27 protein-coding genes are annotated in these 26,599 nt (G+C 69.8%); 11 read left to right on the top strand and 16 right to left on the bottom strand.

Annotated features, from left to right (window positions below):
* Positions 1-8: 8 nt before the first annotated feature.
* The 6 genes from GV015_RS11295 to GV015_RS11270 form a co-directional block, all read right to left on the bottom strand.
* A complete protein-coding gene (locus GV015_RS11295; protein WP_159878399.1) occupies positions 9-653 on the bottom strand; it encodes a ribonuclease HII in 645 nt (214 codons plus the stop codon).
* Positions 653-1,402: a signal peptidase I gene (gene lepB / locus GV015_RS11290; protein WP_159878397.1), complete on the bottom strand. Its 750-nt coding sequence runs from the start codon at positions 1,400-1,402 to the stop codon at positions 653-655. Before lepB ends, GV015_RS11295 begins: the two co-directional genes overlap by 1 nt.
* A 76-nt stretch (positions 1,403-1,478) precedes the next feature.
* A complete protein-coding gene (gene rplS, locus GV015_RS11285; protein WP_056006851.1) occupies positions 1,479-1,826 on the bottom strand; it encodes a 50S ribosomal protein L19 in 348 nt (115 codons plus the stop codon).
* 186 nt (positions 1,827-2,012) lie between these two features.
* Positions 2,013-2,543, bottom strand: coding sequence for a hypothetical protein (locus GV015_RS11280; RefSeq protein ID WP_159878395.1), 531 nt, complete (start codon positions 2,541-2,543; stop codon positions 2,013-2,015).
* 77 nt (positions 2,544-2,620) lie between these two features.
* The gene (locus GV015_RS11275; protein ID WP_159878393.1) at positions 2,621-3,280 is read right to left on the bottom strand and encodes a response regulator transcription factor; all 660 of its coding nucleotides are present in this window, start codon (positions 3,278-3,280) and stop codon (positions 2,621-2,623) included.
* Positions 3,277-4,530: an ATP-binding protein gene (locus GV015_RS11270; RefSeq protein WP_159878391.1), complete on the bottom strand. Its 1,254-nt coding sequence runs from the start codon at positions 4,528-4,530 to the stop codon at positions 3,277-3,279. Before GV015_RS11270 ends, GV015_RS11275 begins: the two co-directional genes overlap by 4 nt.
* 112 nt (positions 4,531-4,642) lie before the next feature.
* Here GV015_RS11270 and GV015_RS11265 point away from each other — a divergent pair, with 112 nt between their 5' ends.
* Together GV015_RS11265 and GV015_RS11260 are read left to right on the top strand one after the other, a co-directional pair.
* Positions 4,643-6,154, top strand: coding sequence for a PspC domain-containing protein (locus GV015_RS11265; protein ID WP_159878389.1), 1,512 nt, complete (start codon positions 4,643-4,645; stop codon positions 6,152-6,154).
* Positions 6,151-6,519, top strand: coding sequence for a hypothetical protein (locus GV015_RS11260; RefSeq protein ID WP_159878387.1), 369 nt, complete (start codon positions 6,151-6,153; stop codon positions 6,517-6,519). Before GV015_RS11265 ends, GV015_RS11260 begins: the two co-directional genes overlap by 4 nt.
* Before the next feature lie 29 nt (positions 6,520-6,548).
* On the opposite strand, the gene trmD is transcribed toward GV015_RS11260, so the two are convergent.
* From trmD to nirD, 3 genes are read right to left on the bottom strand one after another with little or no spacing between them, the layout of a single operon-like run.
* Positions 6,549-7,256 carry a tRNA (guanosine(37)-N1)-methyltransferase TrmD gene (gene trmD / locus GV015_RS11255; protein ID WP_071260898.1) on the bottom strand — a complete coding sequence of 236 codons (708 nt, stop codon included), beginning with the start codon at positions 7,254-7,256 and terminating at the stop codon, positions 6,549-6,551.
* A gap of 46 nt (positions 7,257-7,302) precedes the next feature.
* Complete coding sequence (locus GV015_RS11250) at positions 7,303-8,061, bottom strand: sirohydrochlorin chelatase (protein WP_159878385.1); 759 nt, start codon at positions 8,059-8,061, stop codon at positions 7,303-7,305.
* A complete protein-coding gene (nirD, locus tag GV015_RS11245) occupies positions 8,058-8,432 on the bottom strand; it encodes a nitrite reductase small subunit NirD (RefSeq protein WP_086473563.1) in 375 nt (124 codons plus the stop codon). The genes GV015_RS11250 and nirD overlap by 4 nt, the downstream gene beginning before the upstream one ends.
* Positions 8,433-8,637: 205 nt before the next feature.
* Between nirD and nirB the strand changes: the two genes are divergently transcribed.
* The 6 genes from nirB (at position 8,638) to GV015_RS11215 (ending at position 18,626) form a co-directional block, all read left to right on the top strand.
* A complete protein-coding gene (nirB, locus tag GV015_RS11240) occupies positions 8,638-11,241 on the top strand; it encodes a nitrite reductase large subunit NirB (RefSeq protein WP_371416560.1) in 2,604 nt (867 codons plus the stop codon).
* Entirely contained in the window at positions 11,242-12,021 is a 780-nt protein-coding gene (cobA, locus tag GV015_RS11235) for a uroporphyrinogen-III C-methyltransferase (RefSeq protein ID WP_159878381.1), read from the top strand. It begins immediately after the preceding gene.
* On the top strand, positions 12,018-13,181 hold the full coding sequence (locus tag GV015_RS11230; RefSeq protein WP_079705653.1) for a uroporphyrinogen-III synthase: 1,164 nt from the start codon (positions 12,018-12,020) through the stop codon (positions 13,179-13,181). Before cobA ends, GV015_RS11230 begins: the two co-directional genes overlap by 4 nt.
* A 177-nt stretch (positions 13,182-13,358) precedes the next feature.
* Positions 13,359-14,777 carry an MFS transporter gene (locus GV015_RS11225; RefSeq protein ID WP_124769098.1) on the top strand — a complete coding sequence of 473 codons (1,419 nt, stop codon included), beginning with the start codon at positions 13,359-13,361 and terminating at the stop codon, positions 14,775-14,777.
* A 37-nt stretch (positions 14,778-14,814) separates the two neighbouring features.
* Positions 14,815-16,968 (top strand): molybdopterin oxidoreductase family protein, encoded by a 2,154-nt coding sequence (locus tag GV015_RS11220; RefSeq protein ID WP_159878379.1) that lies wholly within the window; start codon positions 14,815-14,817, stop codon positions 16,966-16,968.
* Positions 16,965-18,626: an FAD-dependent oxidoreductase gene (locus GV015_RS11215; protein ID WP_159878377.1), complete on the top strand. Its 1,662-nt coding sequence runs from the start codon at positions 16,965-16,967 to the stop codon at positions 18,624-18,626. Before GV015_RS11220 ends, GV015_RS11215 begins: the two co-directional genes overlap by 4 nt.
* A 93-nt stretch (positions 18,627-18,719) precedes the next feature.
* Here the strand turns inward: GV015_RS11215 and rimM are convergent, their stop codons facing one another.
* From rimM to rpsP, 3 genes are read right to left on the bottom strand one after another with little or no spacing between them, the layout of a single operon-like run.
* Positions 18,720-19,367, bottom strand: coding sequence for a ribosome maturation factor RimM (rimM, locus tag GV015_RS11210; protein ID WP_236555410.1), 648 nt, complete (start codon positions 19,365-19,367; stop codon positions 18,720-18,722).
* Positions 19,368-19,619, bottom strand: coding sequence for an RNA-binding protein (locus tag GV015_RS11205; RefSeq protein WP_064296312.1), 252 nt, complete (start codon positions 19,617-19,619; stop codon positions 19,368-19,370).
* 2 nt (positions 19,620-19,621) lie between these two features.
* Positions 19,622-20,047, bottom strand: coding sequence for a 30S ribosomal protein S16 (rpsP, locus tag GV015_RS11200; RefSeq protein ID WP_064296311.1), 426 nt, complete (start codon positions 20,045-20,047; stop codon positions 19,622-19,624).
* A 251-nt stretch (positions 20,048-20,298) separates the two neighbouring features.
* Between rpsP and GV015_RS11195 the strand changes: the two genes are divergently transcribed.
* Entirely contained in the window at positions 20,299-21,441 is a 1,143-nt protein-coding gene (locus GV015_RS11195; RefSeq protein WP_159878375.1) for a glutamate--cysteine ligase, read from the top strand.
* A gap of 10 nt (positions 21,442-21,451) precedes the next feature.
* Here the strand turns inward: GV015_RS11195 and GV015_RS11190 are convergent, their stop codons facing one another.
* Both GV015_RS11190 and ffh read right to left on the bottom strand, forming a co-directional pair.
* On the bottom strand, positions 21,452-21,832 hold the full coding sequence (locus tag GV015_RS11190; RefSeq protein ID WP_159878373.1) for an META domain-containing protein: 381 nt from the start codon (positions 21,830-21,832) through the stop codon (positions 21,452-21,454).
* Positions 21,833-21,848: 16 nt separating this feature from the next.
* Complete coding sequence (gene ffh / locus GV015_RS11185; protein ID WP_064296308.1) at positions 21,849-23,402, bottom strand: signal recognition particle protein; 1,554 nt, start codon at positions 23,400-23,402, stop codon at positions 21,849-21,851.
* A 103-nt stretch (positions 23,403-23,505) separates the two neighbouring features.
* Here ffh and lipB point away from each other — a divergent pair, with 103 nt between their 5' ends.
* On the top strand, positions 23,506-24,180 hold the full coding sequence (lipB, locus tag GV015_RS11180) for a lipoyl(octanoyl) transferase LipB (protein ID WP_159878371.1): 675 nt from the start codon (positions 23,506-23,508) through the stop codon (positions 24,178-24,180).
* On the top strand, positions 24,177-25,193 hold the full coding sequence (gene lipA / locus GV015_RS11175) for a lipoyl synthase (RefSeq protein ID WP_064296306.1): 1,017 nt from the start codon (positions 24,177-24,179) through the stop codon (positions 25,191-25,193). The genes lipB and lipA overlap by 4 nt, the downstream gene beginning before the upstream one ends.
* 24 nt (positions 25,194-25,217) lie before the next feature.
* On the opposite strand, the gene GV015_RS11170 is transcribed toward lipA, so the two are convergent.
* Both GV015_RS11170 and ftsY read right to left on the bottom strand, forming a co-directional pair.
* Positions 25,218-25,718, bottom strand: coding sequence for a DUF2004 domain-containing protein (locus GV015_RS11170; protein WP_079705645.1), 501 nt, complete (start codon positions 25,716-25,718; stop codon positions 25,218-25,220).
* A complete protein-coding gene (gene ftsY, locus GV015_RS11165) occupies positions 25,718-26,596 on the bottom strand; it encodes a signal recognition particle-docking protein FtsY (protein WP_064296361.1) in 879 nt (292 codons plus the stop codon). The genes GV015_RS11170 and ftsY overlap by 1 nt, the downstream gene beginning before the upstream one ends.
* Between the last annotated feature and the right edge of the window lie 3 nt (positions 26,597-26,599).

Genomic DNA, 26,599 nt, shown 5'->3' with positions numbered 1-26,599 from the left:
TCTCCAGTCTACGTGTAGGCGGGCAGCCAGCTGCTCCGGTGGTGGAGGGTCAGGCCGTGCTCGGAGAGGGCCGACAGATGCTGCGCCGAGCCGTATCCCTTGTTGCCCTCCCACCCGTACTCCGGCAGTGCCTCGTGCAACTCGATCATCAGTCGGTCGCGGTGCACCTTGGCGAGCACGGACGCTGCGGCGACCGACGCGCAGTCCCGATCCGCTTTGACCCTCGTGGTGATGGTGAGCGGTCGCTGGAGCGCCCGGCTCAGCCAGTCGCTGTTGCCGTCGAGCAGGACGGTCGATCCCGTGACGTCCGCGCCGACGGCGTGCAGTTCGAGCAGTGCCCGACGGCCGGCGAGTCCGAGGCACGCGGTGATGCCGAGCTCGTCGACCTCCGCCGGGCTCGCGAGTCCGACGGCCCCGTACAACACCCACTCGCGAGCCAGCGGTTCCAGGCGGGTCCTCGCTCGCTCGCTCAACAGCTTCGAGTCGCGGAGTCCCTCCGGGAACGGCCCGCAGGCCGGGACGACCACCGCGGCGCCGACGGCCACCGGGCCGGCGATGGCTCCGCGACCCACCTCGTCCATGCCGATGACCGACGGGACACCCGCAGCGAACAGTTCGTGCTCGACCTCGAGGGTCGGTTCGCTGACGGCCATCACTCCTCTTCTGGGGCGGGGATGCCCTGGAAGACGGACGGGTAGTTGTCGAGCCAGGCCCAGTTGCTGGAGGGCCAGGTGATGACGAACGCACGCCCCACGACGTTGTCGATCGGGACGAAGCCACCACCGGGGGTGTCGCCGTTGTACCGGGAGTCCTTCGAGTTGTACCGGTTGTCGCCCATGACCCAGAGCGAGCCCTCCGGGACGACGATGTCGAACGGATCTCCGGACACCTTCTCGGTGCCGGCCGGAAGCTTCACGTACGGTTCGTTCAGCGGAACCCCGTTGACCGCCATCTGCCCGAGCGGGTTGCAGCACGACACGTGGTCGCCCGGCAGGCCGATGACGCGTTTGATGAGGTGGTCGTCGCTGTCGGGAGCGACGAGGCCGAAGATCGACAGCACCCATTCGACGGCTGCGGTGACGGGAGGCTGCGGAGCCTCGACCGTCTGCGGGAGCCAGCCGCCCGGATCCTGGAAGACGACCACGTCGCCTCGATTCAGCGAGACCACGTCGGGGACGAGCTCGTTCACCAGGATGCGGTCCTGGATCTGCAGCGTGTTCTCCATCGACCCGGACGGGATGTAGAACGACCGCACGAGGAAGGTCTTGATGAGGAAGGAGACCAGCAGCGCGACCACGAAGATGATGAGGAGGTCGCGAAGGAAGAGCAGCGCTCCGCGTTTGCCGCGGGGGCGCTGCTGGTGGTCGGGCGACGCGTCTGCCGCCAGGGAATTGTCTGTCATTTAACCGCCTGAGCTCCCCACCAGCTTATCCGGTGGGGAGCTCAGGAATGATCGCGGAGGGCGACCGGGAGGACGACTAGTTGTCGCGCTTCTCCTTGATCTTCGCCTTCTTGCCACGGAGTTCGCGGAGGTAGTACAGCTTCGCGCGACGGACGTCACCGCGGGTGACGACCTCGATGTGGTCGATGTTCGGGGAGTGGACCGGGAAGGTACGCTCGACGCCGACCTGGTAGCTCACCTTGCGGACCGTGAAGGTCTCGCGGACACCCTCGTTGGAGCGGCCGATGACGACACCCTGGAAGACCTGGATACGGGACTTGTTGCCCTCGATGATGTTCACGTGCACCTTGACGTTGTCGCCGGCGCGGAAGTCGGGGATGTCCGACTTGAGGGATGCTGCATCGACTGAGTCGAGAATGTGCATGATGATTCCATCTCTGCGACCGCCACAGGTCGACCGCTGAATACGTTCGGAAGGAAGGGTGTGCCCGATGCCGGCGTTCCCCTGTGGCAGAACTGCGGAGGCACAAACAGCAATTGTGTCATGAAAGGGCCTCGGATGGGAAACCGAGCCCCGGACGGCGCAGGCGACAGCGGTGGATACGGCCGCTCAGCGACGCTCGTCGGGCTTGGACTCCTCGATCACGATGAACTCGCCGCCGTCGATCGGCCCGGGATCGAACCGTGGCTGCGGCGGGATCGCCGATCCGGGGACCGTGCCTGGCCCGGCTGCAGCGGCCATGCGCTCGAATTCGGCCATCGTCTCCCGGGCGCGGCGTGCCGTCTCAGAGATGAGTTGCGCGATGACCCCCCAGAGGGCGGCGAGGCCTGCGACGACGCCGAGGACCGCCCAGAGAGCGACGCCCGAGCTGAACGAGCCGAAGCAGATGATCGTGACGTGCCAGAGCGTGAGCAGGCCGACGTCCGTCCACGACACGAGCTTCGTCGTCCGGACGCTGGCCCTGGCGGAGATGAGGAACGCGATCGCGGCGAGCGCGATGGCGAGGATCGGCATGGCGATGAAGAGCCCGAACAGGCTCCAGCCGCTCTCACCGAAGAGTCCCCATCCGACGAACGGCCAGGCGGGCAGCACGAAGATCGCGGCGAATCGCCAGTAGTAGAACGCCCGACGGATGATCATGCCTTCAGGCTACCGCCGGGCTCCTGAGCGCGCACTGGTCGTTCGCTGTCGGCCGATGTCGGTTCGGGCCCGAGTGGTCAGAGGAGCTTGCGCTGCAGCGCCCAGGCGGCGAGTTCGTGGCGCGAGGACAGCTGCAGCTTGCGCAGCACGCTCGACACATGGGTCTCCACGGTCTTCACAGAGATGTACAGCTCCGTGGCGACCTCCTTGTAGGCGTAACCGCGGGCGATGAGGCGCATGACCTCCTGCTCACGGGCGGACAGCCGGTCGAGCTCGTCGACGGACTCCGCCGTCTCCCCCGTCACGGCACCGAAGGCGTCCAGGACGAAGCCCGCGAGCCGGGGCGAGAAGACCGCGTCGCCGTCGTCGACCCGCCGTGCGGCCTCCGCGACCTCGGCACCCGAGGAGCTCTTCGTGATGTAGCCGCGTGCACCGGCCCTGATCACCCGGACCACGTCCTCGGCGGCGTCCGAGACGCTCAGCGCGAGGAACCGGGTGGCGGGCGCGATCGACACCGAGCCGGCGATCACGTCCGCGCCACCGCCGCCGGCACCACCCGGCAGGTGGACGTCGAGCAGCACGACCTGCGGGCGCGTCTCTCCGATCACCCGGATCGCCTCCTCCACGTCGCCGGCCTCCCCCAGCACCTCGATGCCGGGATCGAGTTCGCTGCGCAGTCCGGAACGGAAGATCGAGTGGTCGTCAACGATCACGACGGTCAGTGGTCGGTCGCTCATGGTCGGCTCCTCGGAACGGTCGGGACGGCGTCGGGCTGCGGCGCAGTCGGCGCGGCGTCGTGCACGGGCAGGACGAGACGGACCTCGGTACCTCGTCCGCCGGGCCCCGGACGGATGGTCGCCTCGCCACCGATGCGCTGCATCCGGCCGATGATCGACTCCCTGACCCCGAGGCGGTCCCGCGGGACCTGTTCCAGGTCGAAGCCGGGGCCGCGGTCCGAGATCGACACCTCGATCCGCTGCGGTGCCGTCTCCAGATAGACGGAGACGTCGCCGCCGGCGTGACGTGCCGCGTTGAGCACGGCCTCACGTACGGCGGCGAGGAGCGGCTCCGGAGCGTCGTCGATCGCACGCCCGACCGCGACGACGTCGACGCGCACCGCGTGGTCGGCCTCCACCGCCGCCGCGATGGTCCGCAGCTCGGTCGCGAGGTCGCCCGTCGGAGCGGTCCCGCCGGAGAAGAGCCAATTCCGCAGCTCGCGCTCCTGCGCCCTGGCGAGACGGGACGCCTCGCTCCCCGGACCGGCCTGCTGCTGGATGAGCGCGAGCGTCTGGAGCACGGAGTCGTGCAGATGCGCGGCGATCTCGGCGCGGTCGGCCTCGCGCATCCGCGCGGCGCGCTCGTCGGCGAGGTCGCGATTGAGCTGGAGCGCCCAGGGGGCGATGACCACGGCGACCCCGAGGAGCACGGCGATCGCGGCGACGATGACCGTCCACATGTTCGGGCGGTCACCGGTGACGAAGAACAGGAGGATGCCGAGGACGACGAGGACGAGCGCTCCGAGTACGCGGATCAAGAGGGCACGTGAACCCTCGCCGCGACCACGCTCGCCGAACTGCCGCCAGGCGAGCGCAGCTCCCGCGAGGACGACGATGACGGGGATGACGGCCTCGAGTGGGATGTCCAGCCCGGTCCGGGTCGCGATCAGCGCGGTCCCGGCCGCGAGCAGGGCGATCCCGAGCAGCACCTCCGTGATCGGCGCGCGACGGGGGCCGTCGAGGTCGGCTCCCTCATCGGTCGAGGCAGGCCGGAGCAGGTGCTCCCGAGGATCGAGCGGTGCGTCCGCGCCCTGCGTCGGCGTCATGACCCACAGCCACACGTAGAGGAGCAGGCCCGCTCCGCCGCAGCACGCGAGGATGACCGTCGCCGTCCGCACCGCGGCGACGGGGAGACCGGTGTGCTCGGCGAAGCCGGCGCACACACCGCCGAGCAGGCGGCGCCTCGGCCGGATCATCACCTCGGTTCCCATGGAGCCATCCAAGCAGCTCGGCGTGCGGTCGGCACCCTGGGACAGCAGGATCAGGGTGCACTCAGGGTCATGCCGGATGGGCCCGACCCGCACGCTTCGCCAGAATCGGACCATGACGAACCACAGCACGCCGCCCACCGGAGCGGAACCGGGGGCACCCGCCCCGCAGGATCCGACGACCCGCTTCTTCGACTGGTGGCGGTCCACCGGTCTCCGTCGCTCGAGCGACTCGTGGCTCGGCGGTGTCGCCGGGGGTGTCGCGGCCCGGCTCGGCCTCGATCCGATGATCGTGCGCGGAGCCCTCATCGTCATCGCGATCCTGGGCGGGCCGGTCCTCTTCGTCTACGCCGCGGGCTGGGCGCTCATCCCCGACCAGCAGGGTCGGATCCACCTCGAGCGTGCGATCCGGGGCGTCTTCGACCCGGCGATCGTCGCGATCGGTATCCTCGCGGTGCTCACCGTCGTGCCGTTCATGCGTGGCCTCTGGTGGGACGGCGTGCCGCATGCGTGGAACCTGCCGGGGTGGCTGGAGTCGACCATGACCGCCGGTTGGGTGATCGCCCTGGTCGCCGCGGCGGTCTGGCTGATCGTGATGTTCTCCCGCCGCGACCCCGGGCGGGCGACTCCGCCTGAGACACCGCCGCAGCGCGACCCGTGGACCAGCGACGCCTCGATCCCGAAGCCGACGGCACCATCGCCCACGGCCTCCCCCGCGGGCCCTGCCGGCTCGGCCCCGGCCTCCCCCGGTGCCGCGAACCCGGTGTCGCTCGCGAAGGCCGATGGTTGGCCTGATGATGCGGGCACAACCGTCCCGCTCCCTGGAACCACCACCGCCACCGCCACCGCGTGGGACGGGGCTCCGAGCCAGCAGCGCGGCTGGACGAGTCAGGAGTTCCGGGACGAGATGAGCCGCCAGCGAGCCGAGCAGCAGGCCGAGCGTGAGACGAAGGCTCGTGAGCGTCGTGCCCAGCACCCTGGAGCGGCCTTCGTGGCGATCACCCTCGGACTGGCGCTGCTCGCCGGTGCCGGCGCGGCCGTCATCGCGGCGAGCGCCGGGTTCTCGATCCCGGTCGTCGTGGTCATCGGGCTCGCCGCAGCGCTCGGTGCGCTCGCCGTCGCGACGATCGTCGCGGGCATCAGCGGACGGGAGAGCGGCTGGCTCGGACTGTTCACCTGGGCCGCCGTGATCTCCTTGCTCGCCACCGGGGTGTTCCCACTCGGCTCCTCCTTCCTGCCGGTCGGACGCACGACCTGGACCGTGACGTCGACGGATGCGGACGACCGACGTGGCTACGTGATGATCGCCGGCCAACCCACGCTCGACCTCGGGGAGCTCGCCGACGACGACGCGTTGCGCGGTGGGACGATCGACGTGTGGATCCTCGCAGGCGAGGTCGACGTGCTCATCCCCGAGGACGTGCCGGTGATCGTCGAGTTCTCAGCGATCGCGGGCACCCTGGAGACGGGACGCGATGGTCGGGACCGGACGGACCGACGCGGCGGAGCCCTGTTCCAGGATGAGGCACGGTACGGACGAACGGCGTCAGGAGACACGACACGGGTACGGGTGTGGACGGTCGCCGGCAGCGCTGTCGTGACCGAGGAAGCGGAGGCGGGACGATGAGCGAGCAGGACGACTGGACCGGAGCGGCGGACATGTCGTCCCCAACCGACGCGGCGACGGGATCGGCTCCGTCGGAGACCGATCAGACGGCCACCACGGAGTCGACCAGAGCGCAGCCGGCCACAGCGCAGACGGCGGATGAGCCGAGGACCGATGCTGGCCCGAAGGATCGAGGCGGTCGACCACCGCGCTTCGGCACGATCCTCTGGGGCGTGCTCCTGCTCGTCTTCGCCGGGGCCATGCTCGTCACCAATCTCACCGAGGTGCGCATCGACCCTCTGGGGTGGATCACCGGGGCGATCATCGCGACCGGGGCGGTCCTCGTCATCGCCGGCATCGCCGCCGCCGTGCGGCGTCGGCCCTGACAGCCGTCACGCACAGCACCCCTGGGCGCTCAGGCGTCCGGCGCATCGGCGGGCAGCAGATCCGGGCGGACCTCGCGGGTCCGCTCGATCTGCTGCTGACGACGCCAGGTGGCGATCGCACCGTGGTTGCCGCTCAGCAGCACCGGCGGTACCGGGAGTCCTCGCCACTCGGCGGGCTTCGTGTAGCTCGGGTACTCGAGGAGCCCGTCTTCGTGCGACTCCTCGACGAGACTCTCGGGGTTGCCGACGACCCCCGGGACGAGCCGACCGATCGCCTCGATCATCGCCATCACGGCCACCTCTCCCCCGTTGAGGACGTAGTCGCCGAGGCTCACCAGGCGGACCCGTGCTCGGCTGGCGGTGTGGTCGAAGACGCGGTGGTCGATGCCCTCGTACCGGCCGCAGCCGAAGACGAGGTGCGGCTCGGCCGCGAGCTCGCGGGCCATGGCCTGCGTGAACACCTCACCCGCAGGAGACGGGAAGATGACCAGCGGCTCCTCCTCGGTGTCGTCACCCAGGATGCCGTCGAGCGCCTCACCCCAAGGCTCAGGCTTCATGACCATGCCGGCTCCCCCGCCGTACGGGGTGTCGTCGACGGTGCGGTGACGGTCGTGCGTCGAATCCCGCAGGTCGTGGACGTCCAACTCGATGAGCCCGCTCTGCTTCGCCTTGCCGAGCAGTGAGAGGTCCAGGGCATCGAAGAAGGTCGGGAAGATCGTGACGATGTCGATGCGCATGAGGAGCAGTCTATTCGCGCGACGGTCGTCGTCCCGGTCGCGCCGGTCAGCCCGACAGCCCGGCCGAGACCTCCTCGTAGCGGTCGACCACGAGGTCGACGATGCCCGGATCGGGAACCTCGCCGAGGTGGAGGAGCGGCGGCGTCACGAGGTCCGCTCCCGCCTCCTCGAGCAGCCGCGCGAAGTAGCCGGGCGCCAGCAGGTAGGTGGCGATGATGACCCGCCCTCGCGGTCGACTCGTTCGAGCCGCGACCACCGCATCGGGCACCGACGGCTGAGCCGCGGAGACGAACGCCGTCTCGACCGGCACCCGCAGTCGCGACTCCAGTCGACGTCCCATGTCGACGCAGTCGGCGACGGCCCTGGCGTCGGTGGACCCGGCCGCTCCGAGCACGATCCGATCGTCGGGCGTCACGTGCAGCGCCTCCAGTCGCCTGGCGAGGACCGCTACGAGGCGGTCGTCCGGTCCCATCGCCCGTCCGAGTGCCGTCGGCCGATCCGTCGCCTCGAGGTCCTCGACGAGGTCGACGTGGACGTGGAACCCCGCGGACAGGAGCAACGGCACGACCACCGCGGGCCGCTCGGGCTCGATCGAACCGAGGGTGGCCGGGACGTCGGGCTGCTGGACGTCGACGAAGCCACCGGCGACGTGGAGATCGGCACGCGATCGTCCGACGGCGTCGACGAGCGCGGCGACCGAGGCCTGTCCGATCGGGCAACTCGTCCCGTGGGACACGGCCAGGAGCGCCGGACCCGTCCGCGGACGCGTCTGCGGGCGGCGAACCGCGGCCTCGAGCAGGGTCATGCGTCCTCCCCCAGCTCGATCTCCACGAACCCGCCCACGATGCGGGTGCGGAAGGTCTGGAGGAAGAGGTTCGGGTCGGTGAAGCACTCACCCGTGCCGAGGTCGTACACCTGCTTGTGCAGCGGTGACGCGATCGTCGGTCGCTCCCCTCGGGAACCGACGATGCCGCGAGCCATCACCGGCGCGTCCGTGTGCGGGTCCCGATGGTCGACGGCGTAGACCTCATCGGCCCCGATACGGAACACCGCGATCTGCCGGGCGCGGAGCAACGCCACCTCGCCCCAGGAGAGCTCGAGGTCGTCGATGGCGCAGACGCGTCGCCACTCGGCGAGCGCCGTCCGTCCGGTGTGCTCCTGCATCGTGATGCTCATCGTCGGCCTCCTGGTCGTGCGTCGGAGCACCGACGCTACGGGTGGGGTGTTTCGTCGGATCACTCGTGACGTTTCGGTGAGGTGAAACCGACCTCACATCCGCCCGGGCGTCGTGTGCGGTCCTGGACGCGTTCGGGACACATGCGGGCAACGGTCCGGAAACGCCGCGTCAGTACGCTCGCTGGAACACGAGCCGAGGGGGCCCATGATGATCGATCCCACCGCAGGAGATCTGCCGCGTCGCGTCGTCGTGGTCGGCGGCGGCCCGGCCGCGCACCGTCTGGTCGATGCCCTGCACAGTCGCGACGCCGGGCGCACGATGCACATCACGGTCGTCTGTGAGGAGCTCCACCGTCCCTACGATCGTGTGGCGCTGAGCAAGCGTCTCGACGATGCGGCGATCGACCTCACGCTCGCGCCGACGGGCGTCTGGGACGAGCAGCACGTGTCGCTCCTGCTGGGCGAACGCGCCGAACGGATCGACCGCGAGGCCCGGACGGTGCACACCTCCCTGGGGAGGGTCGTCTCATACGACGAGCTGGTCCTGGCGACCGGCTCCTCGGCCCCGGTGCCCGAGATCGATGGTTCGGAACACGCCCTCGTCTACCGGACGATCGACGACGTGGACCTGCTGGTGTCGGAGATCGCGCGCATCGGCTCCCTGCGAGGTCGTCCCGCCCGGGTGATCGTCGCCGGCGGCGGGTTGCTCGGGCTTGAGGCCGCCGGTGGTGCGGCACGGCTCGGTGCTGAGGCGAGCGTCGTGCACTCCGGGTCGTGGCTCATGTCCGCCCAGCTGGACGAGGGAGCCGGTCGAGCCCTCGGGCGCATCATCGGCGGCCAGGGCATCGGTCTGCACCTGGGGACGAGGCCCCGGTCGATCTTCGTGGACGAGCAGGGCGGTGTCTCGGGCGTGAAGTTCTCGAGCGGCCAGCAGGTCGACGTCGACATCGTGGTGTTCGCGATCGGGATCCGCGCCAGGGACGAGCTGGCCCGCGATGCCGGGATCGAGCTCGGTGACCGCGGCGGTGTCGTGATCGGGACGGACTGCAGGACGTCTGCGCCGGGTGTCTGGGCCATCGGCGAGGTCGCCTGCTTCGACGGTCGATGCACCGGTCTCGTCGCGCCGGCGAACGCGATGGCCGAGGTCGTCGCGGATCGGCTGCTCGGTGGCGAGGCGGAGTTCACGACCGTCGACGACGCCACGAAACTCAAGCTGTCCGGTGTCGACGTCGCGAGTTTCGGCGACGCGCTCGCGCGCACCGAGCACAGTCTCGAGATCGTGTACGCGGACCCGGCACGCGGGCTGTACCAGAAGCTCGTCATGACGGACGACGCTAAGACCCTCCTGGGCGGGGTCTTCGTCGGCGACGCCTCGCCCTACGCCTCGCTGCGCCCGCTCCTCGGCGCCGAGCTGTCGAGTGAGCCGGCCGCCTACCTGTCGGCGTCAGGGATCGAGGCACCGGCCGGGGACGAGCTCCCCGACGCAGCGCTCGTCTGCGCATGCAACGCCGTCACCGCGGGGACCGTCCGCGACGTGATCGCGGGCGTGCACGGCGAGGCGTGCACCGAGTTGGGGGCGCTCAAGACCTGCTCCCGCGCCGGTACCCAGTGCGGCTCCTGCGTCCCGCTCGTGAAGAAGATCCTCGAGACGGAGCTGACCAAGTCCGGCATCGCCGTCTCGCGCGCACTCTGCGAACACTTCGAGCTGTCTCGGCAGGAGCTGTTCGAGACCATCCGGGTGCTCGGTCTCACCTCCTTCGACGAGATCCTCGCTCGCTACGGCACCGGACGCGGCTGCGACGTGTGCAAGCCGGTGATCGGTTCCATCCTGGCCAGCCAGCAGGGTGGGTACATCCTCGACGGCGGCCGGGGGACGCTGCAGGACACGAACGACCGGGCGCTCGCGAACATGCAGAAGGACGGCACCTACTCCGTGGTCCCCCGGATCCCCGGTGGCGAGATCACACCGCAGAAGCTCGCGGTGATCGCACAGGTCGCCACCGACTACGGGCTCTACACGAAGATCACGGGCGGTCAACGCATCGACCTGTTCGGCGCCCGCCTCGAACAGCTGCCCGACATCTGGCGCATCCTCGTCGACGCCGGCTTCGAGTCCGGACAGGCGTACGGGAAGTCGCTCCGCAACGTGAAGAGCTGTGTCGGGTCCAGCTGGTGCCGCTTCGGTGTGCAGGACTCCGTGGGCATGGCGGTCCACCTCGAACTCCGGTACCGCGGCCTCCGGGCACCGCACAAGTTCAAGTTCGGGGTGTCGGGGTGCGCGCGCGAGTGCGCTGAAGCACGTGGCAAGGACGTGGGGATCATCGCCACCGAGCAGGGCTGGAACCTGTATGTGGGCGGCAACGGAGGGTTCCAGCCGACCCACGCGCAGCTCCTCGCCGGAGACCTCGACGACGAGACGCTCATCCGGTACATCGACCGTTACCTCATGTACTACATCCGGACGGCGGACCGACTGCAGCGCACCGCCAGGTGGATGGAGGACCTCGACGGCGGACTCGACCACGTGCGGGAGGTCGTCGTCGAGGACTCGCTCGGACTCGCCGCCGAACTCGAACAGGCCATGGCCGCACATGTGGACGGGTATGAGGACGAGTGGGCGGCGACCCTCGCCGACCCGGAGCGCCTCCGCCGGTTCCGTTCCTTCGTCAACGAGCCGGGCGATGCCGAACCGCGACTCGCGCGGGTCGCGGAGCGAGGCCAGTACCGGCCCGCGACGACGGAGGAGATCGAGCGCGGCGAGGCCGTCTATCTCGCAGGGCCTACCATTCCAGTGAGGGAAGGGGCATAGATGTCGGGTCCAGGCAGGGTCACGCTCGTCGGCGGCGGACCGGGCGATCCCGCGCTGCTGACCGTTGCTGCCGTCGAGGCCCTCCGAGACGCGGACGTGGTCCTCTACGACCGGCTCGCACCCCACGACACCCTCCCCGAGCTCGCCCCGAACGCGCTCCTCGTCGACGTCGGCAAGCGCCCTGGCCATCACCCGATCGGACAGGACGGTATCGAGACCGTCATGGTGCAACACGCGCTCGACGGCGCGGCGGTCGTCCGCCTCAAGGGAGGCGACCCGTACGTCTTCGGGCGCGGCAGCGAGGAAGTCCTGGCCTGCCACCGCGCGGGCGTCCCCGTCCGCGTGATCCCGGGCGTCTCGAGTTCCGTCGCTGTGCCCGCGGCTGCCGGGATCCCCCTCACGCACCGGAACCTGAGTCATCTCTTCACCGTGGTCAGCGGTCATGCGCCGCTCTCCGACGAGGAACATCGTCACCTCGCCGGCCTCGGTGGGACGATCGTCGTCCTCATGGGTGTCGGCACGCTGCCCTCCATCTCCCGCGGGCTCCTCACCTCGGGGCTCGCCGCCGACACACCCGTCGCGATCATCGAGCGCGGCTACAGCGAGACCCAGCGCACCACCGTGGCCGACCTCGGGACGATCCTCCACGTCGCCGCGGCCGCCGGCGTGCGGTCACCGGCCGTCATCGTGATCGGCCACGTCGTCGCCTTCGCCTTCGACGGTGACGCCGAGGCCTCGGAACTGCTGGCGCGGGCCGAACGTCTGGGGGCATCGGCGTGACCGACACCACCCCGCCGGCCGCTGACGCCGGCCCGGACGTCACGACCCCGGTCCCGGGATTCCGGGCGGACCAGCTCGAGGGCTTCCGGATCGGCGTGACGAGCGACCGTCGATCGCAGGACCTCATCGACGCCTTCGAGCGGCGCGGCGCCACCGTCGTGCACGCACCGACGCTGCGGATCGCACACGCACAGCACGACGAACCGCTCATCGACGACACGCGCGACATCATCGCCGCACGCCCCGACGTCCTGCTCGCCACGACCTCGTACGGCATCCGACGGTGGTTCGAGGTCGCCGACGCCGCCGGACTCGGCGACGAACTCCTCGAGGCGCTCGCCGAGACGGCCATCCTCGTCCGTGGTCCCAAGGCACGCGGTGCCATCCGAGCAGCCGGTCTGAACGACGTGGGCATGAGCGACCGCGAGACCACCGCCTCCCTCGTCGACAAGGTCGTCGCCGACTACCCGGCCGGTCTCCGCGTCGCCGTCCAGCTCCACGGGTACACCGACGAGCGCCAGCTCGAACGGCTCCGTGCCGTCCACCAGGAGGTGCACACGGTCGCCCCCTACCGGTGGACGGACCCCGATGCGACCGACGAGCGCGTGCGGCGACTCGTCGAGGCGATCGTCAGTGGCTCGCTCGACGCGGTCACCTTCACGAGCGCCCCGTCGGTCGTCGCCCTGTTCACGGCCGCGGAGGCACTCGGTCAGGAGGACGCCGTCGTCGACGCCTTCCGTCGCGACGTGCTGTGCGCGGCCGTCGGCCCGGTCACGGCGGCGCCACTGCTCGCCCAGGACATCGAGCCCATCGTCCCCGAGCGGTTCCGCATGGGGGCACTCATCCGGCTGCTGTGCGAGCATCTCGAACAGCACGCGATCCTCCGAGCCGAGACGCTGCACGGCCCGATCGCCATCCGTGGCGCCATCGTGGAGCTGCCCGGCTCGCGGGTCCGGCTCCCCCCGAACTCCCTCGCGCTCCTCCGCGCCCTCGTCCGTGCGAACGGAGCCGTCCTCTCGCGCTCCGCGCTGGCCGACGCGCTGCCCGCAGCCGCGGACCACCACGCGCTCGAAGTACAGATGAGCCGCCTCCGCCAGACGCTCGGCGTCCCCGGACTCATCAACACGATCGTCAAGCGCGGCTACCGCCTCGACGTCTGACGGCGGCCGGTCCGGCTCCTGGACCGCGGGCGGTCATCCGCCTCACCGGGGTGATGAGTGCCTGTGAGCAGGCGGTGATCCAGGTGTTACCTCGCGGGTGGGGCCCCGAAACACGGCGTCGGTAGCTTCGGAGACAGCACACGTCCCGTCCCGCTTCACCGAACGCTCGGAGCAGCCATGACCACGAACCTCGAAGCAGTCGACGCCCCACCGACCACGGCGACACCGACCGTCACCCCGGTCGCACTGACCCACCGCCCCGGTCGTTGGATCGACGGGTGGAACCCCGAGGACAGCGCGTTCTGGGACCGGGAGGGCCGCGGCATCGCCGGGCGGAACCTCCGGTGGTCGATCTTCGCGGAGTTCCTCGGCTTCGTGGTCTGGCAGCTCTGGAGCATCGTCGTCGTCATGCTCCCGACGGCCGGGTTCTCGTTCTCCACGGCCGAGACCTTCTGGCTCATCTCGATGCCGAGCCTCGTCGGTGCGACCCTCAGGTTCCCGTACTCGTTCATGGTCCCGCGCTTCGGCGGGCGGAACTGGACGATCATCTCGGCGGGGCTGCTCCTCATCCCGTCCATCGCGCTCGCGCTGTGTGTGGGCAATCCGGACACCCCGTTCGGCGTCATGCTCGTCGTCGCCGGACTCGCCGGGTTCGGCGGTGGCAACTTCGCCAGCTCCATGTCGAACATCACCTACTTCTACCCGCAGCGGGAGAAGGGCTGGGCGCTCGGGCTGAACGCGGCGGGCGGCAACCTCGGAGCAGCGGTCGCACAGTTCGTCGTCCCCATCGCGGTCACCGTCGGAGCCGCCGCCACCCTCAACCTGAGTCTCGCCGGATGGATCTGGGTCCCCTTCATCCTCCTCGCGATGTTCGGTGCCTACCGCTACATGGACAACCTGTCGTCAGCGAAGGCGGACCTCCGCGGATCCGCCGCCGCGCTGCGGGAACCGCACCTCTGGCTCCTCGCACTCCTGTACATCGGCACCTTCGGCTCGTTCATCGGCTTCGCGAGTGTGTTCCCCAAGCTCATCGCGGACCAGTTCCCCGACTTCTCCTCCTTCGCCGTCGGTTCCGCGTCGATCTCGCTCGCGTTCCTCGGAGCCCTGATCGGTTCGCTGGCACGCCCCTTCGGTGGGCGTCTCGCCGACCGCTTCGGTGGGGCCGTCGTCACGATGAGTGCGTTCGCCGTCATGGCCCTGGGAGCGCTCGCGGTGCTGTGGACCCTGCCGCTGGCGAACTTCTGGCTGTTCCTCGGCTGCTTCCTGCTCCTGTTCGTCGCCGCCGGTGTCGGGAACGGCTCGACGTACCGCATGATCCCGAGCGTCTTCGCGGCGCGATCCGGCCTGCGCGACGCCCACCACCGCAGCGGCGACGTCGGGACGCAGCGCAAGGCCGCCGCCGCGCTCGGGCTCATCTCCGCGATCGGTGCCTACGGCGGCTTCGTCATCCCACAGATCCTCGGGCTCTCGCACGGCGCGACCGGTAGCTACTCGGCCGCGTTCATCGGCTTCATCGGCGCGTATGTCGTCCTGTTCGCGGTCACCTTCCTCGTCTACTTCCGCAAGAACGCGTCACTCGCCGGCCAACGACTGTGAGCCGTCGCTCCACCCGCTCCTGACCGAAGGACCACGCATGCCTCGTCCCACCGCCCCGGTGACCGACACCCACTGCCCGTACTGCGCGTTGCAGTGCGCGATGTCCCTCACCCGAACGACGGCGGTGGACGGGGTCGCTCCGAGGCTCCCGGTCGACGTCGCCGGGCGGGACTTCCCGACGAACCGGGGCGGCCTCTGCAAGAAGGGGTGGACGTCGGCCGAGCTCCTCGCGCGGGGCGATCGCCTCACGACCCCCTTGGTGCGCGACGCCACCGGTGAGCTGGTCGAGACGAGCTGGGATGCGGCCCTCGACCTCGTCGCATCGACCATCCTCCGCATCCGTGGTGAGCGCGGGGCGGACGCGATCGGAGTCTTCGGAGGCGGTGGCCTCACGAACGAGAAGGCCTACCAGCTGGGCAAGTTCGCCAGGATCGCGATCGGGACGAGCCGGATCGACTACAACGGCCGGTTCTGCATGTCCTCCGCCGCGGCAGCGGGCAACCGTGCGTTCGGGATCGACCGGGGGCTGCCGTTCCCACTGGAGGACCTCGACGGTGCGTCGACCGTCCTCCTCCTCGGATCCAACGTCGCGGAGACGATGCCCCCGTTCATCGGTCATCTCGTCGGTGCTCAGGCCTCCGGTGGCCTCATCGTGGTCGATCCGCGCCGCTCGGCCACCGCGCGACTCACCGAGACCGGTCGTGGACTCCACGTGCAGCCCGCGCCCGGGACGGATCTGGTCCTGCTCCTGGGGCTCACGCACATCGTCCTCGCCGAAGGGCTCGCAGACGAGGCCTACCTGGCCGAGCGCACGACCGGGCTGGACGGCCTGCGCCGCAGCGTGAGCGCGTGGTGGCCGGAACGCGTCCAATCCGTGACCGGCGTGCCGGCGCCGGTCCTCCGAGACGTGGCTCGTCGGCTCGCCGCCTCGGACGGCACCTACATCCTCACCGGTCGCGGCGTCGAGCAGCATGTCGACGGCACCGACACGGCCACCGCCGCCATCAACCTCGCACTCGTGCTCGGACTGCCGGGCCGGCCGGGATCGGGCTACGGCACGCTCACCGGCCAGGGCAACGGCCAGGGCGGTCGCGAACACGGTCAGAAGTGCGACCAACTGCCCGGGTACCGCAAGATCACCGATCCGGAAGCCCGCCGTCACGTCGCCGAGGTATGGGGTGTACCGGTCGAGTCGATCCCCGGTCCCGGGCTGCCGGCCGTCGCCCTCCTCAACCGCCTCGGTGAACCGGACGGTGTGCACGCGCTCCTGGTCCACGGCTCGAACGTCGTCGTATCCGCTCCGAACGTGCAGACGGTCCGGGACGGACTCCGCCGCCTCGAGCTGCTCGTCGTCTGCGACTTCTTCCTGTCGGAGACCGCCGCGCTCGCGGACGTCGTCCTCCCGACGACGCAGTGGGCGGAGGAGGATGGCACCATGACCTCGCTGGAGGGGCGCGTGATCCGCCGCCGGCGGGCGCTCGATGCCCCGGTCGGCGTCCGCAGCGAGCTCTGGATCATGCACGAACTCGCCCGTCGTCTCGATGCTCCGGGCCGATTCGAGCTGGACCCGTCGATCGTGTTCGACGAGTTGGCGGCCGCATCCGCCGGAGGCCTCGCCGACTACTCGGGACTGAGCCACGCCCTGCTCGACACCGGGCTCGCCGCGCACTGGCCGTTCCCCGTCGGCAGCGGCGGCACGCCCCGGCTGTTCACGGAACGGTTCGCACACGACGACGGTCTCGCCCGGATCATCCCGGTCCGCCCAGCGAAGGTCTCGGAGTCACCGGAGACCGGGGAGGAACTCACCCTGACGACCGGACGCCTCCTCGAGCACTACCAGTCGGGCACCCAGACCCGCCGCGTCCCCGAGCTCGACGACGCCCGTCCCGAAGTCTTCGTCCAGGTCCACCCCGCGACGGCGGCACGACTCGGGATCGTCGAAGGCGGACTGGTCGAGGTGTCGAACCGTCGGGGCACGCTGACGGTCCGAGCCCGTGTCGACGGCGACATCCGTCACGACACCGTCTTCCTGCCGTTCCACTACCCGGGCGACGCTTCGGCGAACCTCCTGACGCAGGACGCGGTCGATCCGATCTCCGGGATGCCGGACTTCAAGCGCGCGGTGGTGCGGCTGCGCCCGGCCGCTGGCGCACCACTGCCGGAAGCCACAGCGACCGGAGCCCTCCGATGAGTCCGCGACCAGGTCGCGCACTCCGCATCGTCGTGGTCGGATTCGGCCCGGTCGGTGCGCGATTCGCCGAGGAGGTCGCCCCTGGCGTGCGGAACGGCTCGATCCACGTGACCGTGGTCGGGCAGGAACCGGTCGACGCGTACAACCGGGTGCTGGTCGCCGATCACGCGGTCGGCTCGACCGGACTCGCCGACATGACGCTCGTCAGTGCCGAGGACCTCGCCCTGGACGGTATCCGTGTCCTGCGCGGCACGACCGCGATGCAGATCGATCGCGAGACGCGGACCGTCGAACTCGACACCGGGGAGACGCTCCCCTACGACCGCCTCGTCTTGGCGACGGGTGCGCGCGCGAACGTTCCGACACTCGACGGCGTCGATCGACGGAAGCGGGACCTCCCGGCGCTCGAGAAGTACGGACGGTCGTTGCTGCTGTCCGACCACGACCTCCCCCGCGGCGTCTGCACCCTGCGTGACCTCGCGGACGCCGACGCCGTCGCCGAGGTCGTCCGATCGGGCGGCCGGATCGTCGTCCTGGGTGCCGGTGTCCTGGGACTGGAGCTCGCGCTCTCCGCCGCGCGCGCCGGCGCCGACGTGGTCGTCGTCCACCACGGCCCCACCCCGATGCCGCGGAACCTCGACCGCGGCGGCGGCTCCGTGCTCGCCGCGGCGCTCCGGGCAGCGGGAGTGGAGGTCATCGCACACAGCCGCGCCGAGGCGGTCGGTGATCGGGACGACCCCGCGGGCGGGAGGCACTTCGACGCGCTGATCACCGCTGACGGGAAACGGATCACCGGCGATCTGCTCGTCCTGTCGTGCGGGGTGAGCGCACGCTCCGATCTGGCGATCCTCGCCGGGGTCCGTGTCGGCTCCGGCGTGCTCGTCGGCGAAGACCTCAGCAGCTGGTCGGACGAACGGATCTTCGCCATCGGCGACTGCGCGCACGTGCTGGCGCCGACACCGGAGCTGCGCAGCGAGCGCATCGTCCCCGGCGGCCCGTCGGGGCTCATCGGCCCAGGATGGCGGCAGGCCGAGTGGCTCGCCGCTCGATTCCTGATCGAGGCCGCGGCCGGCGGACCACCGCTCGAGCTGGGTCCACCACCGGTCGAGCGGGCGAGCACCGTCGCACTCAAGGCCGAGCGGGTCGACGTCGTCGCGGTCGGCGACGTCCAGGCCGAGCCCTGGGACGTCGAGTCGACGACCGCTGACGGGTGCAGCGTGCATCCGGCCGCTCCGCGCAGCGTCTCGGTGTGGGCGGACCCCGACCACGGCCGCTACGTCAAGATGATCACCCGCGCCGGGGTCCTGACCGCCTTCGTCTGCGTCGGTATGCCGCGCACTGCGGCCGAGCTGACGCTCCTGTACGACGGGGGCGGCGAACTGCCGGCGGATCGCTCGGTCCTCCTCCGGCTCGACGGGCCGGACGCGATCGGTGGTGCCTCCGCCGATGCGTTCGCCCCCTCGACGACCGTCTGCACGTGCAACGGCGTGACGGTCGGCAGGATCATGGATGCCGCGCAATCGGGCAGTACCACGGTCGCCTGCATCGGTAAGGCGACCCGCGCCGGTACCGGCTGCGGTGGGTGCACCGGCCGGATCGCCGCGGTCCTCGAGCGGGTCGCGGACGGTGATCGTCAGAGCGAGCCGGTACCGGCGTGATCTGCCGGAGACGACGACGGAGGCGCCGGTTGCACGCAACCGACGCCTCCGTCGTGGGTGTTCCGAGCCGGGAGAACCGACTCGGAACGCGATCTACTGCTCCGGCTGCGACGCTCCGGTGTCGTCCTGAGCCTCGTCGGAGGCCTCGGATTCGGCTGGGCCGGCCGTCGTCGTCTCGGGGGCGTCGTCGGCCTCCGGGAGTTCCTCGAACAAACCGGTTGGCGGCGTGACCGTGACGATCCCGGCAGCGATGTCGACCGTGGGGACGATCGCCTTCACGAACGGGACCATGACCTCGCCGTCGCCGGTCTTCACGATCAGGAGGTCCTGAGCCGGGAAGTGGTCGACGCGAGCGACGGTACCGACGGCGACGCCGTCGCGGTGCACGGCCAACCCGACGAGCTGGTGGTCGTACCACGCGTCGTCGTCGACCGGTAGCTCGGTGGGGTCCTGCTCGACCCAGAGGATCGCCTTCACGAGGGTCTCCGCCTCACTGCGATCGGAGATGCCGACGAAGAAGGCGACCGGCTGGCTGTTGTACCAGCGCAGTTCGATGAGCTCGAGCGTCTTGCCGCGCCACTTCGATCCTGCGGGGACCTGGAGCGTGAACGTCGCGCCCGGGGTGAACCGGTGCTCCGGCTCATCCGTGTAGAGCTCGACCTTCAGGGCGCCCTTCAGGCCATGGGCTTTCGTGAGCCGACCGACCCGCAACTGGGTCTTCGGCTCCGTCTCGTCCGCCACCTACGCGCTGGCGCCGGAGGCGTCCGTGTCGACCACGTCGACCCGGACCCGCCGACCGTCTGCCAGCGCTGCCACGAGGGTGCGCAGGGCTTTGGCCGTCCGGCCGGCACGACCGATGACCCGGCCGAGGTCCTCGGGGTTCACACGAACCTCGAGGACCTCGCCACGGGCGGAGTTCTGTGCCGTGACGCGAACGTCATCCGGGTGATCGACGATCCCCTTGACGAGATGTTCGAGCGCGGGAGCGAGCAAGACTACGCCTGCTCTGCTTCAGCGGCGTCGGCAGCGGGCGCCTCGGCCTCGGCCGGAGCAGCCTTGGCCGCGGGGGCCTCAGCCTTCGGCTTGAGGACGGGCTTCTTCTTCTCGTCGGCGACGAAGGCGGCCTTCGGCTCCTTGACGCGGACGGTGCTCACGGCGTCCTTGTCGCCCTTGAACTTGCCCCAGTCACCGGTGAGCTTGAGGAGTGCTGCGACCTGCTCGGTCGGCTGGGCGCCGACGCTGAGCCAGTACTGCGCACGCTCGGAGTCGACCTCGATGAACGAGGGCTCCTCGGTGGGGTGGTACTTGCCGATCTCCTCGATGACACGACCGTCGCGCTTCGTGCGCGAGTCTGCGACGACGATGCGGTAGTACGGCGCACGGATCTTGCCGAGACGCTTGAGACGGATTTTGACAGCCACGATTCTCCTGAATGATGTGATGTTTGATGTGCTCGCTGCCGAAAGGTGGGGCCACACGCTCGACGCGAAAACTGTGGTTGCTGCGGGCGTCGGATAGAGGGTCGAACTCCGCGCAGACTCAACTCTCTATTCTGCCAGACATCGGGCGATCTGGGTAATCCGGCGACACCGATACCGGATGACCCCTCCACCCCGTGTGAAGATGGGCTGGCGCGTGGCATCCGGCCGCGCCCTGCGGGAGGTCGACGCCAATGCCCATCGAGTTCGCCAGATCCGAGCGTTCGACCGTCGGCCTCGAATGGGAGGTCGCCCTCGTCGACCGCGACACCGGCGATCTCGTCGGCGCAGCGGACACCGTCCTGTCGGAACTTCGCACGAGCGACGGTTCCGATCATCCGCAGATCACCAACGAGCTGCTGCTCAACACCGTCGAACTCGTCTCGGGTGTGCACCACACGGTCCCCGAGGCGATCGCGGACCTCGAGGGCCAGCTGGCCGAGGTGCGGGCGATCACGGATCCGATGGGCGTCGAACTCATCTGCAGCGGTTCGCACCCGTTCGGCCAGTGGTACGACCAGCAGGTCACCGACAAGCCCCGCTACCACAAGCTCATCGACCGCACCCAGTGGTGGGGCCGCAACATGATGATCTGGGGCGTGCACGCGCACGTCGGCGTCGAGACGGTCGACAAGGTCCTCCCGATCATGAACGGACTGCTGACCTATCTGCCCCACCTCCAGGCGCTGTCGGCGTCCAGCCCCTACTGGGGCGGGGTCGACACCGGGTACGCGTCGAACCGCGCGCTCATGTTCCAGCAGCTCCCGACGGCGGGCCTCCCCTACCAGCTCTCGGACTGGGAGCAGTTCGAGGCCTACGTCGACGACATGACGGTGACCGGCATCATCGAGGACCACACCGAGGTCCGCTGGGACGTTCGACCGTCGCCGCAGTGGGGCACGGTGGAGATGCGCGCGTGCGACGGAGCGTCGACCGTCGCGGAGTTCGGCGCCCTCGCCTCGCTCATCCACTGCCTCACCGAACACCTGTCCGACCGCCTCGACGCCGGAGAGCGCCTGCAGACCCTGCAGCCGTGGTACGTCCGCGAGAACAAGTGGCGTGCGGCGCGGTACGGCCTGGACGCCGAGATCATCCTCGACTCCTCGGGCCACGAGCGCCTCGTGACCGACGACCTGCACGACCTGCTCGACACCCTCGCGCCGGTCGCTCGCCGGCTCGGCTGTGCGGACGAACTGGCGAGCATCGCCACGATCATCGAGCACGGCGCGAGCTACCAGCGACAGCTCGCCGTCGCCCACGCGAACGGCGGCAGCCTGCGGGCGGTCGTGAGCTCGCTCGCGAAGGAGCTGCGACACGGGGTCCAGCCCTCCGCCTGACCAGGCGGCGTCACTCAGCCCGGTCGAGCGTCCCGATCCGCGTGCCGGCGTCGTCGGTCACGGTCAGGCGCCCGCCGTCATCCGAGAGCGTCGCCTGTGCGATCCCCCGTAGCCAGGTGTCGACGCCCGGACACGCCATCAGGGTGCCCGCGACGTCGGAGACGACGAGCGCGTCGTCCTCGGCGCGCCAGGAGCCGGAGAGGCTGTTGCAGCCGTCCGAACCACTCACGCGACCGTCGTCGGTGAACACCAGGTGCGGGTCGGCAGCGCCGGTCCCTTCACCCCAGGTGCCCAGGACGCGTTCGCCCGGAGACGGCGCGGAGCACCCGGCGAGCAGTCCCGCGGCCAGGACGACTCCGACGACCGAAGCCGCTGCCCTCAGCGCGCGCATACCGCCTCCGCTCGACTCAGCGACCCAGGAACTTCTGCAGCTCGGCGAGCTCCGCCTCGGTCGGGGCTGCCGATCCCGACGACGAACCGCCGCCGAGGCCGAATCCAGCACCCGTAGCGGCGGCCTGCGTCTCGACGGCGCCGGCGTTCTCCGCCGCGCGCTTGGCCGGGTTGCCTGAGCGGGAACCCTTCTTCTTGGCCTGCGGCTTCGGTCGGTTCGTCCGTGCACCGGGGACCGGACCCATCCCGGGGATGTTCGGCACGCCACCCTTGGCGACGGTCTTCATCATCTTGGCCGCCTGCTCGAAGCGGTTGACGAGGGCGTTGACCTCGGTGACGGTCATGCCGGAACCCTTGGCGATGCGCAGGCGCCGGGATCCGTTGAGGATCTTCGGGTTCGTGCGCTCGGCCGTGGTCATCGACTGGATGATGGCCTCGGTGCGGACGATCTCGCGCTCGTCGAAGTTCTGGAGCTGCTCCTTCATCTGCCCCATGCCGGGGAGCATGCCCATCATCTTCTTGATGGAACCCATGCCGCGCAGCTGCTGCATCTGCTTGAGGAAGTCGTCGAGCGTGAAGGAGTCGGTCGCGAACTTCTCCGCGACCTTGCGCGCCTCCTCCTCGTCGAAGTTCTGCTGCGCCTGCTCGATGAGGGTGAGGATGTCACCGAGATCGAGGATCCGGCTCGCCATGCGGTCGGGGTGGAACGGCTCGAAGTCGTCGAGACCCTCACCGGTCGACGCGAACATGATGGGGCGTCCGGTGACCGAGGCGATCGAGAGTGCCGCACCACCACGGGCGTCGCCGTCGAGCTTCGAGAGCACCACACCGGTGAAGTCGACGCCGTCGAGGAAGGCCTTGGCCGTCGCGACCGCGTCCTGACCGATCATCGCGTCGATGACGAAGAGGACCTCGTCGGGATCGACCGCCTTGCGGATGTTCGACGCCTGCTTCATGAGCTCGGCGTCGACGCCGAGTCGTCCGGCGGTGTCGACGATGACGGTGTCGTAGAGCTTCTGCTCGGCGAACCGGACGCCGTCGCGGGCGACCTTGACCGGGTCGCCGACCCCGTTGCCGGGCTCGGGAGCGTAGACGGGGACGCCCGCCTGCTCCCCGACGACCTGGAGCTGGTTGACGGCGTTGGGGCGCTGGAGGTCGGACGCGACGAGGAGCGGCGTGTGGCCGTCCTTCTTGAGCCACTTGGCGAGCTTGCCCGCGAGTGTCGTCTTTCCGGCGCCCTGGAGCCCGGCGAGCATGATGACGGTCGGCGGCTTCTTCGCGAACTCGAGACGGCGCTGCTGTCCGCCGAGGATCGTGACGAGCTCGTCGTTGACGATCTGGACGACCTGCTGCGCCGGGTTGAGGGCCTTGCTCACCTCGTCGCCGAGGGCGCGCTCGCGCACGCGACCCGTGAAGTCCTTGACGACGTCGAGTGCGACGTCCGCGTCGAGGAGGGCGCGACGGATCTCGCGGACGGTGCCGTCGACATCGGCCGCGGAGAGCTTGCCCTTGGTGCGGAGGTTCTTGAACGTATCCGCGAGGCGGTCAGAGAGTGTGCCGAACGTTGCCATGATCCCTCCAGTTTAGGGCAGACCGCGGCGCGACCCGGTCGATCGCCGCCACGGTCAGAAGATGAGTATTTGGACGGCGTCCAACAATGCTATCGTGGCCGCCATGACACAGCTCCTCATCGCCGGGCTCGCGCCCGCATTCGTCCCGTACCGCGAGGGTTGGGCGCTGCAGCGTCGGGTCCATGAGGCGGTCGTCAGCGGAGCAGGGCCGGAGCACCTCATCCTGTGCGAACACGAGCCCGTGTACACGGCGGGCAAGCTGACCCGTCCCCACGAACGTCCCGACGACGGCACACCGGTCGTCGAGGTCGACCGCGGCGGCCGCATCACCTGGCACGGACCCGGACAGCTCACCGGCTATCCGATCGTCCGCCTCCCGGAGCCGGTCGACGTCGTCGCGCACGTCCGCCTGCTCGAGGAGGTCATGCTGCAGACGATCACCGGGCTCGGCGTCACCGGCCGCCGCATCGACGGACGGTCGGGTGTCTGGGTCGACCCCGTCGCCGGAGGACCGGCCGCGAAGATCGGCGCCGTCGGTGTCCGGGTGCAGGCGGGGGTCACGCTGCACGGCTTCGCGCTCAACTGCGACAACGCCCTCGAGCCCTTCGGCCACATCGTCGCGTGCGGCATCGCCGATGCCGGGGTCACCACGATCAGCGCCGAACTCGGTCGACGGATCACCCCGAGCGACGTCGCCGAGCGCGTCTCCGAGATCTTCGAAGCGCTCCGGCCCGGTTGGACGGCGGCGTCCGTGACCACGATCGGAGCGGCCGCGTGAGCGGCTGCGGCGCACCGGCCCCCGCTCCCGCGGCGGACACCGGCGGACGGAAGCTCCTGCGACTCGAGGTCCGGAACGCCCAGACCCCCATCGAGCGGAAGCCCGACTGGATCAAGACCCGCGCGACGATGGGACCCGAGTACCGACAGCTCCAGGCGCTCGTGCAGGAGGAGGGCCTCCACACGGTCTGCCAGGAAGCCGGCTGCCCGAACATCTTCGAGTGCTGGGAGGACCGCGAGGCGACCTTCCTCATCGGCGGGTCGCAGTGCACGAGACGCTGCGACTTCTGCCAGATCGACACCGGCAAGCCGGCCGACTACGACCGCGACGAGCCCCGGCGGGTGGCCGACTCGGTGCAGCGGATGCGCCTGCGCTACGCGACCGTCACCGGCGTGGCGCGCGACGACCTCCCCGACGAAGGGGCGTGGCTGCACGCCGAGACCGTCCGGCGCATCCACGAGACGAACCCGGGGACGGGGGTCGAGATCCTCGCGACCGACTTCTCCGGCAACCCCGACCTCCTCGGCGAGGTGTTCGCCTCCCGACCGGAGGTGTTCGCACACAATGTCGAAACGGTGCCGCGCATCTTCAAGCGAATCAGGCCTGCTTTCCGCTACGAGCGCTCCCTCGACGTCCTGACCCAGGCGCGCGCGGCCGGTCTCATCACGAAGTCCAACCTCATCCTCGGGATGGGCGAGGACCGGAGCGAAATCAGTCAGGCGCTCGAGGATCTGCACGAGGCCGGTACCGACATCATCACCGTCACCCAATACCTCCGGCCGACGCCTCGACACCTCCCCGTGGACCGCTGGGTCAAGCCGCAGGAATTCCTCGAGATCAAGGAGGAGGCCGAGGAGATCGGGTTCCTCGGTGTGCTCGCGGGACCGCTCGTCAGATCGTCCTACCGTGCCGGACGGCTCTGGGCACAGTCGATGACGGCGAAGGGCCGCGAGGTCCCCGAGGGACTGCAGCACCTCGCGGACGCCTCGCTCGGCTTCGCCCAGGCGGTCTGAGGCCGACGCCTCGACCTGCCGGGCTCAGTCCTCGCTCGTGACTCCGGTGACCTCGCCGTCGGAGGTGTACGCGACCATGAGCACGCCGTCGAGCTGGTCCGCGTCGAGCGAGTACTCGAAGATCGCGAACGCCTCGTCGCCGTTGTGCTGATGCGGCGCGAACCCGACGCTCAGTAGCGTCATCGACCGGATGACGTCGACGTCGCGGTCTCCGGACTCGTCGACCAGCACGTCCGGCAGGGACTCCCCCAGCTCCTCGACGGCTTGGATGATGTACTCGGTCACCTCGGAGGTGCGGTCGTCGACCTCGCTCAGCATCGCCTCACGCGAGCGCAGGTCGAAGCCCTCCAGGGCGAGGATCATCGCCGCCGCCAGGTCGAGTGCGTCGGCCGGGATGTCGTCCTCGTCGGGGGCGCTCAACGAGATGGAGACGGACTGCTCCCCGACGTCGATGTTGTCGGACCAGTAGACGCCACCGCCAGGCTCGGTCGCGATGATGCCGAAGTAGTCGTGTTCGATCGCCATCAGCTGCCCACCAGATTCTGTGCGAAGACGTGCGGCGTGAAGCCGGTGAGGTCGCCGATGCCCTCGCCCTGACCGACGAGCTTGATCGGGATGCCGGTCTTCTCCTGCACGGCGAGGACGAACCCGCCCTTCGCGGAGCCGTCGAGCTTCGTCAGGACGAGCCCGGTCACCCCGGCGTGCTCGATGAACGCCTGCGCCTGTGACAGACCGTTCTGACCGGTCGTCGCGTCGAGCACGAGGAGGACCTCGGCGATGGGCGCCTGCTTCTCGACGACGCGACGGATCTTGGACAGCTCGTCCATGAGCCCGCCCTTCGTCTGCAGCCGACCAGCGGTGTCGATGATGACGATCTCGGTGCCGGTCTGCTTGGCGTACTCGATCGTCTGGAAGGCGACGGAGGCCGGGTCCTGCCCCTGCTGCTGGGGGCGGACGATCTGTGCGCCCGCGCGCTCCGCCCACGTCGCCAGCTGCTCGACGGCAGCGGCGCGGAAGGTGTCCGCTGCCCCCACGACGACGGTGCGGTCGTAGTTGCGGAGGAACTTCGCGAACTTGCCGATGGTGGTCGTCTTGCCGACCCCGTTGACGCCGACGACGAGGACGACCGCCGGACGCTCGCTGAGCTTCAGCGTCGTGTCGAACTTCGACAGCCGCTCCTCGACCTCCTCGCGCAGCATGCGCTGGAGGTCGCGCGGGTCGGTGGTCCGGTAGCGGTCGACGGAGGCGTGCAGGCCCGTGACGATCGACTCGGTGACGTCGGGACCGAAGTCGGCGCCGATGAGCGCGTCCTCGAGGTCCTCCCAGGTGGTCTCGTCGATCGTCGGACGTTGGAACATGCCTTTGAGGGCACCGGAGAGTGACCAGGGTGTGCGTGCAGCCATGGT

Source organism: Plantibacter sp. T3, assembly GCF_902506515.1.
GTDB lineage: Bacteria > Actinomycetota > Actinomycetes > Actinomycetales > Microbacteriaceae > Plantibacter > Plantibacter auratus.
Note: the sequence above shows the minus strand (reverse complement) of the source record. Positions and strands in the feature narration are given on the sequence as shown.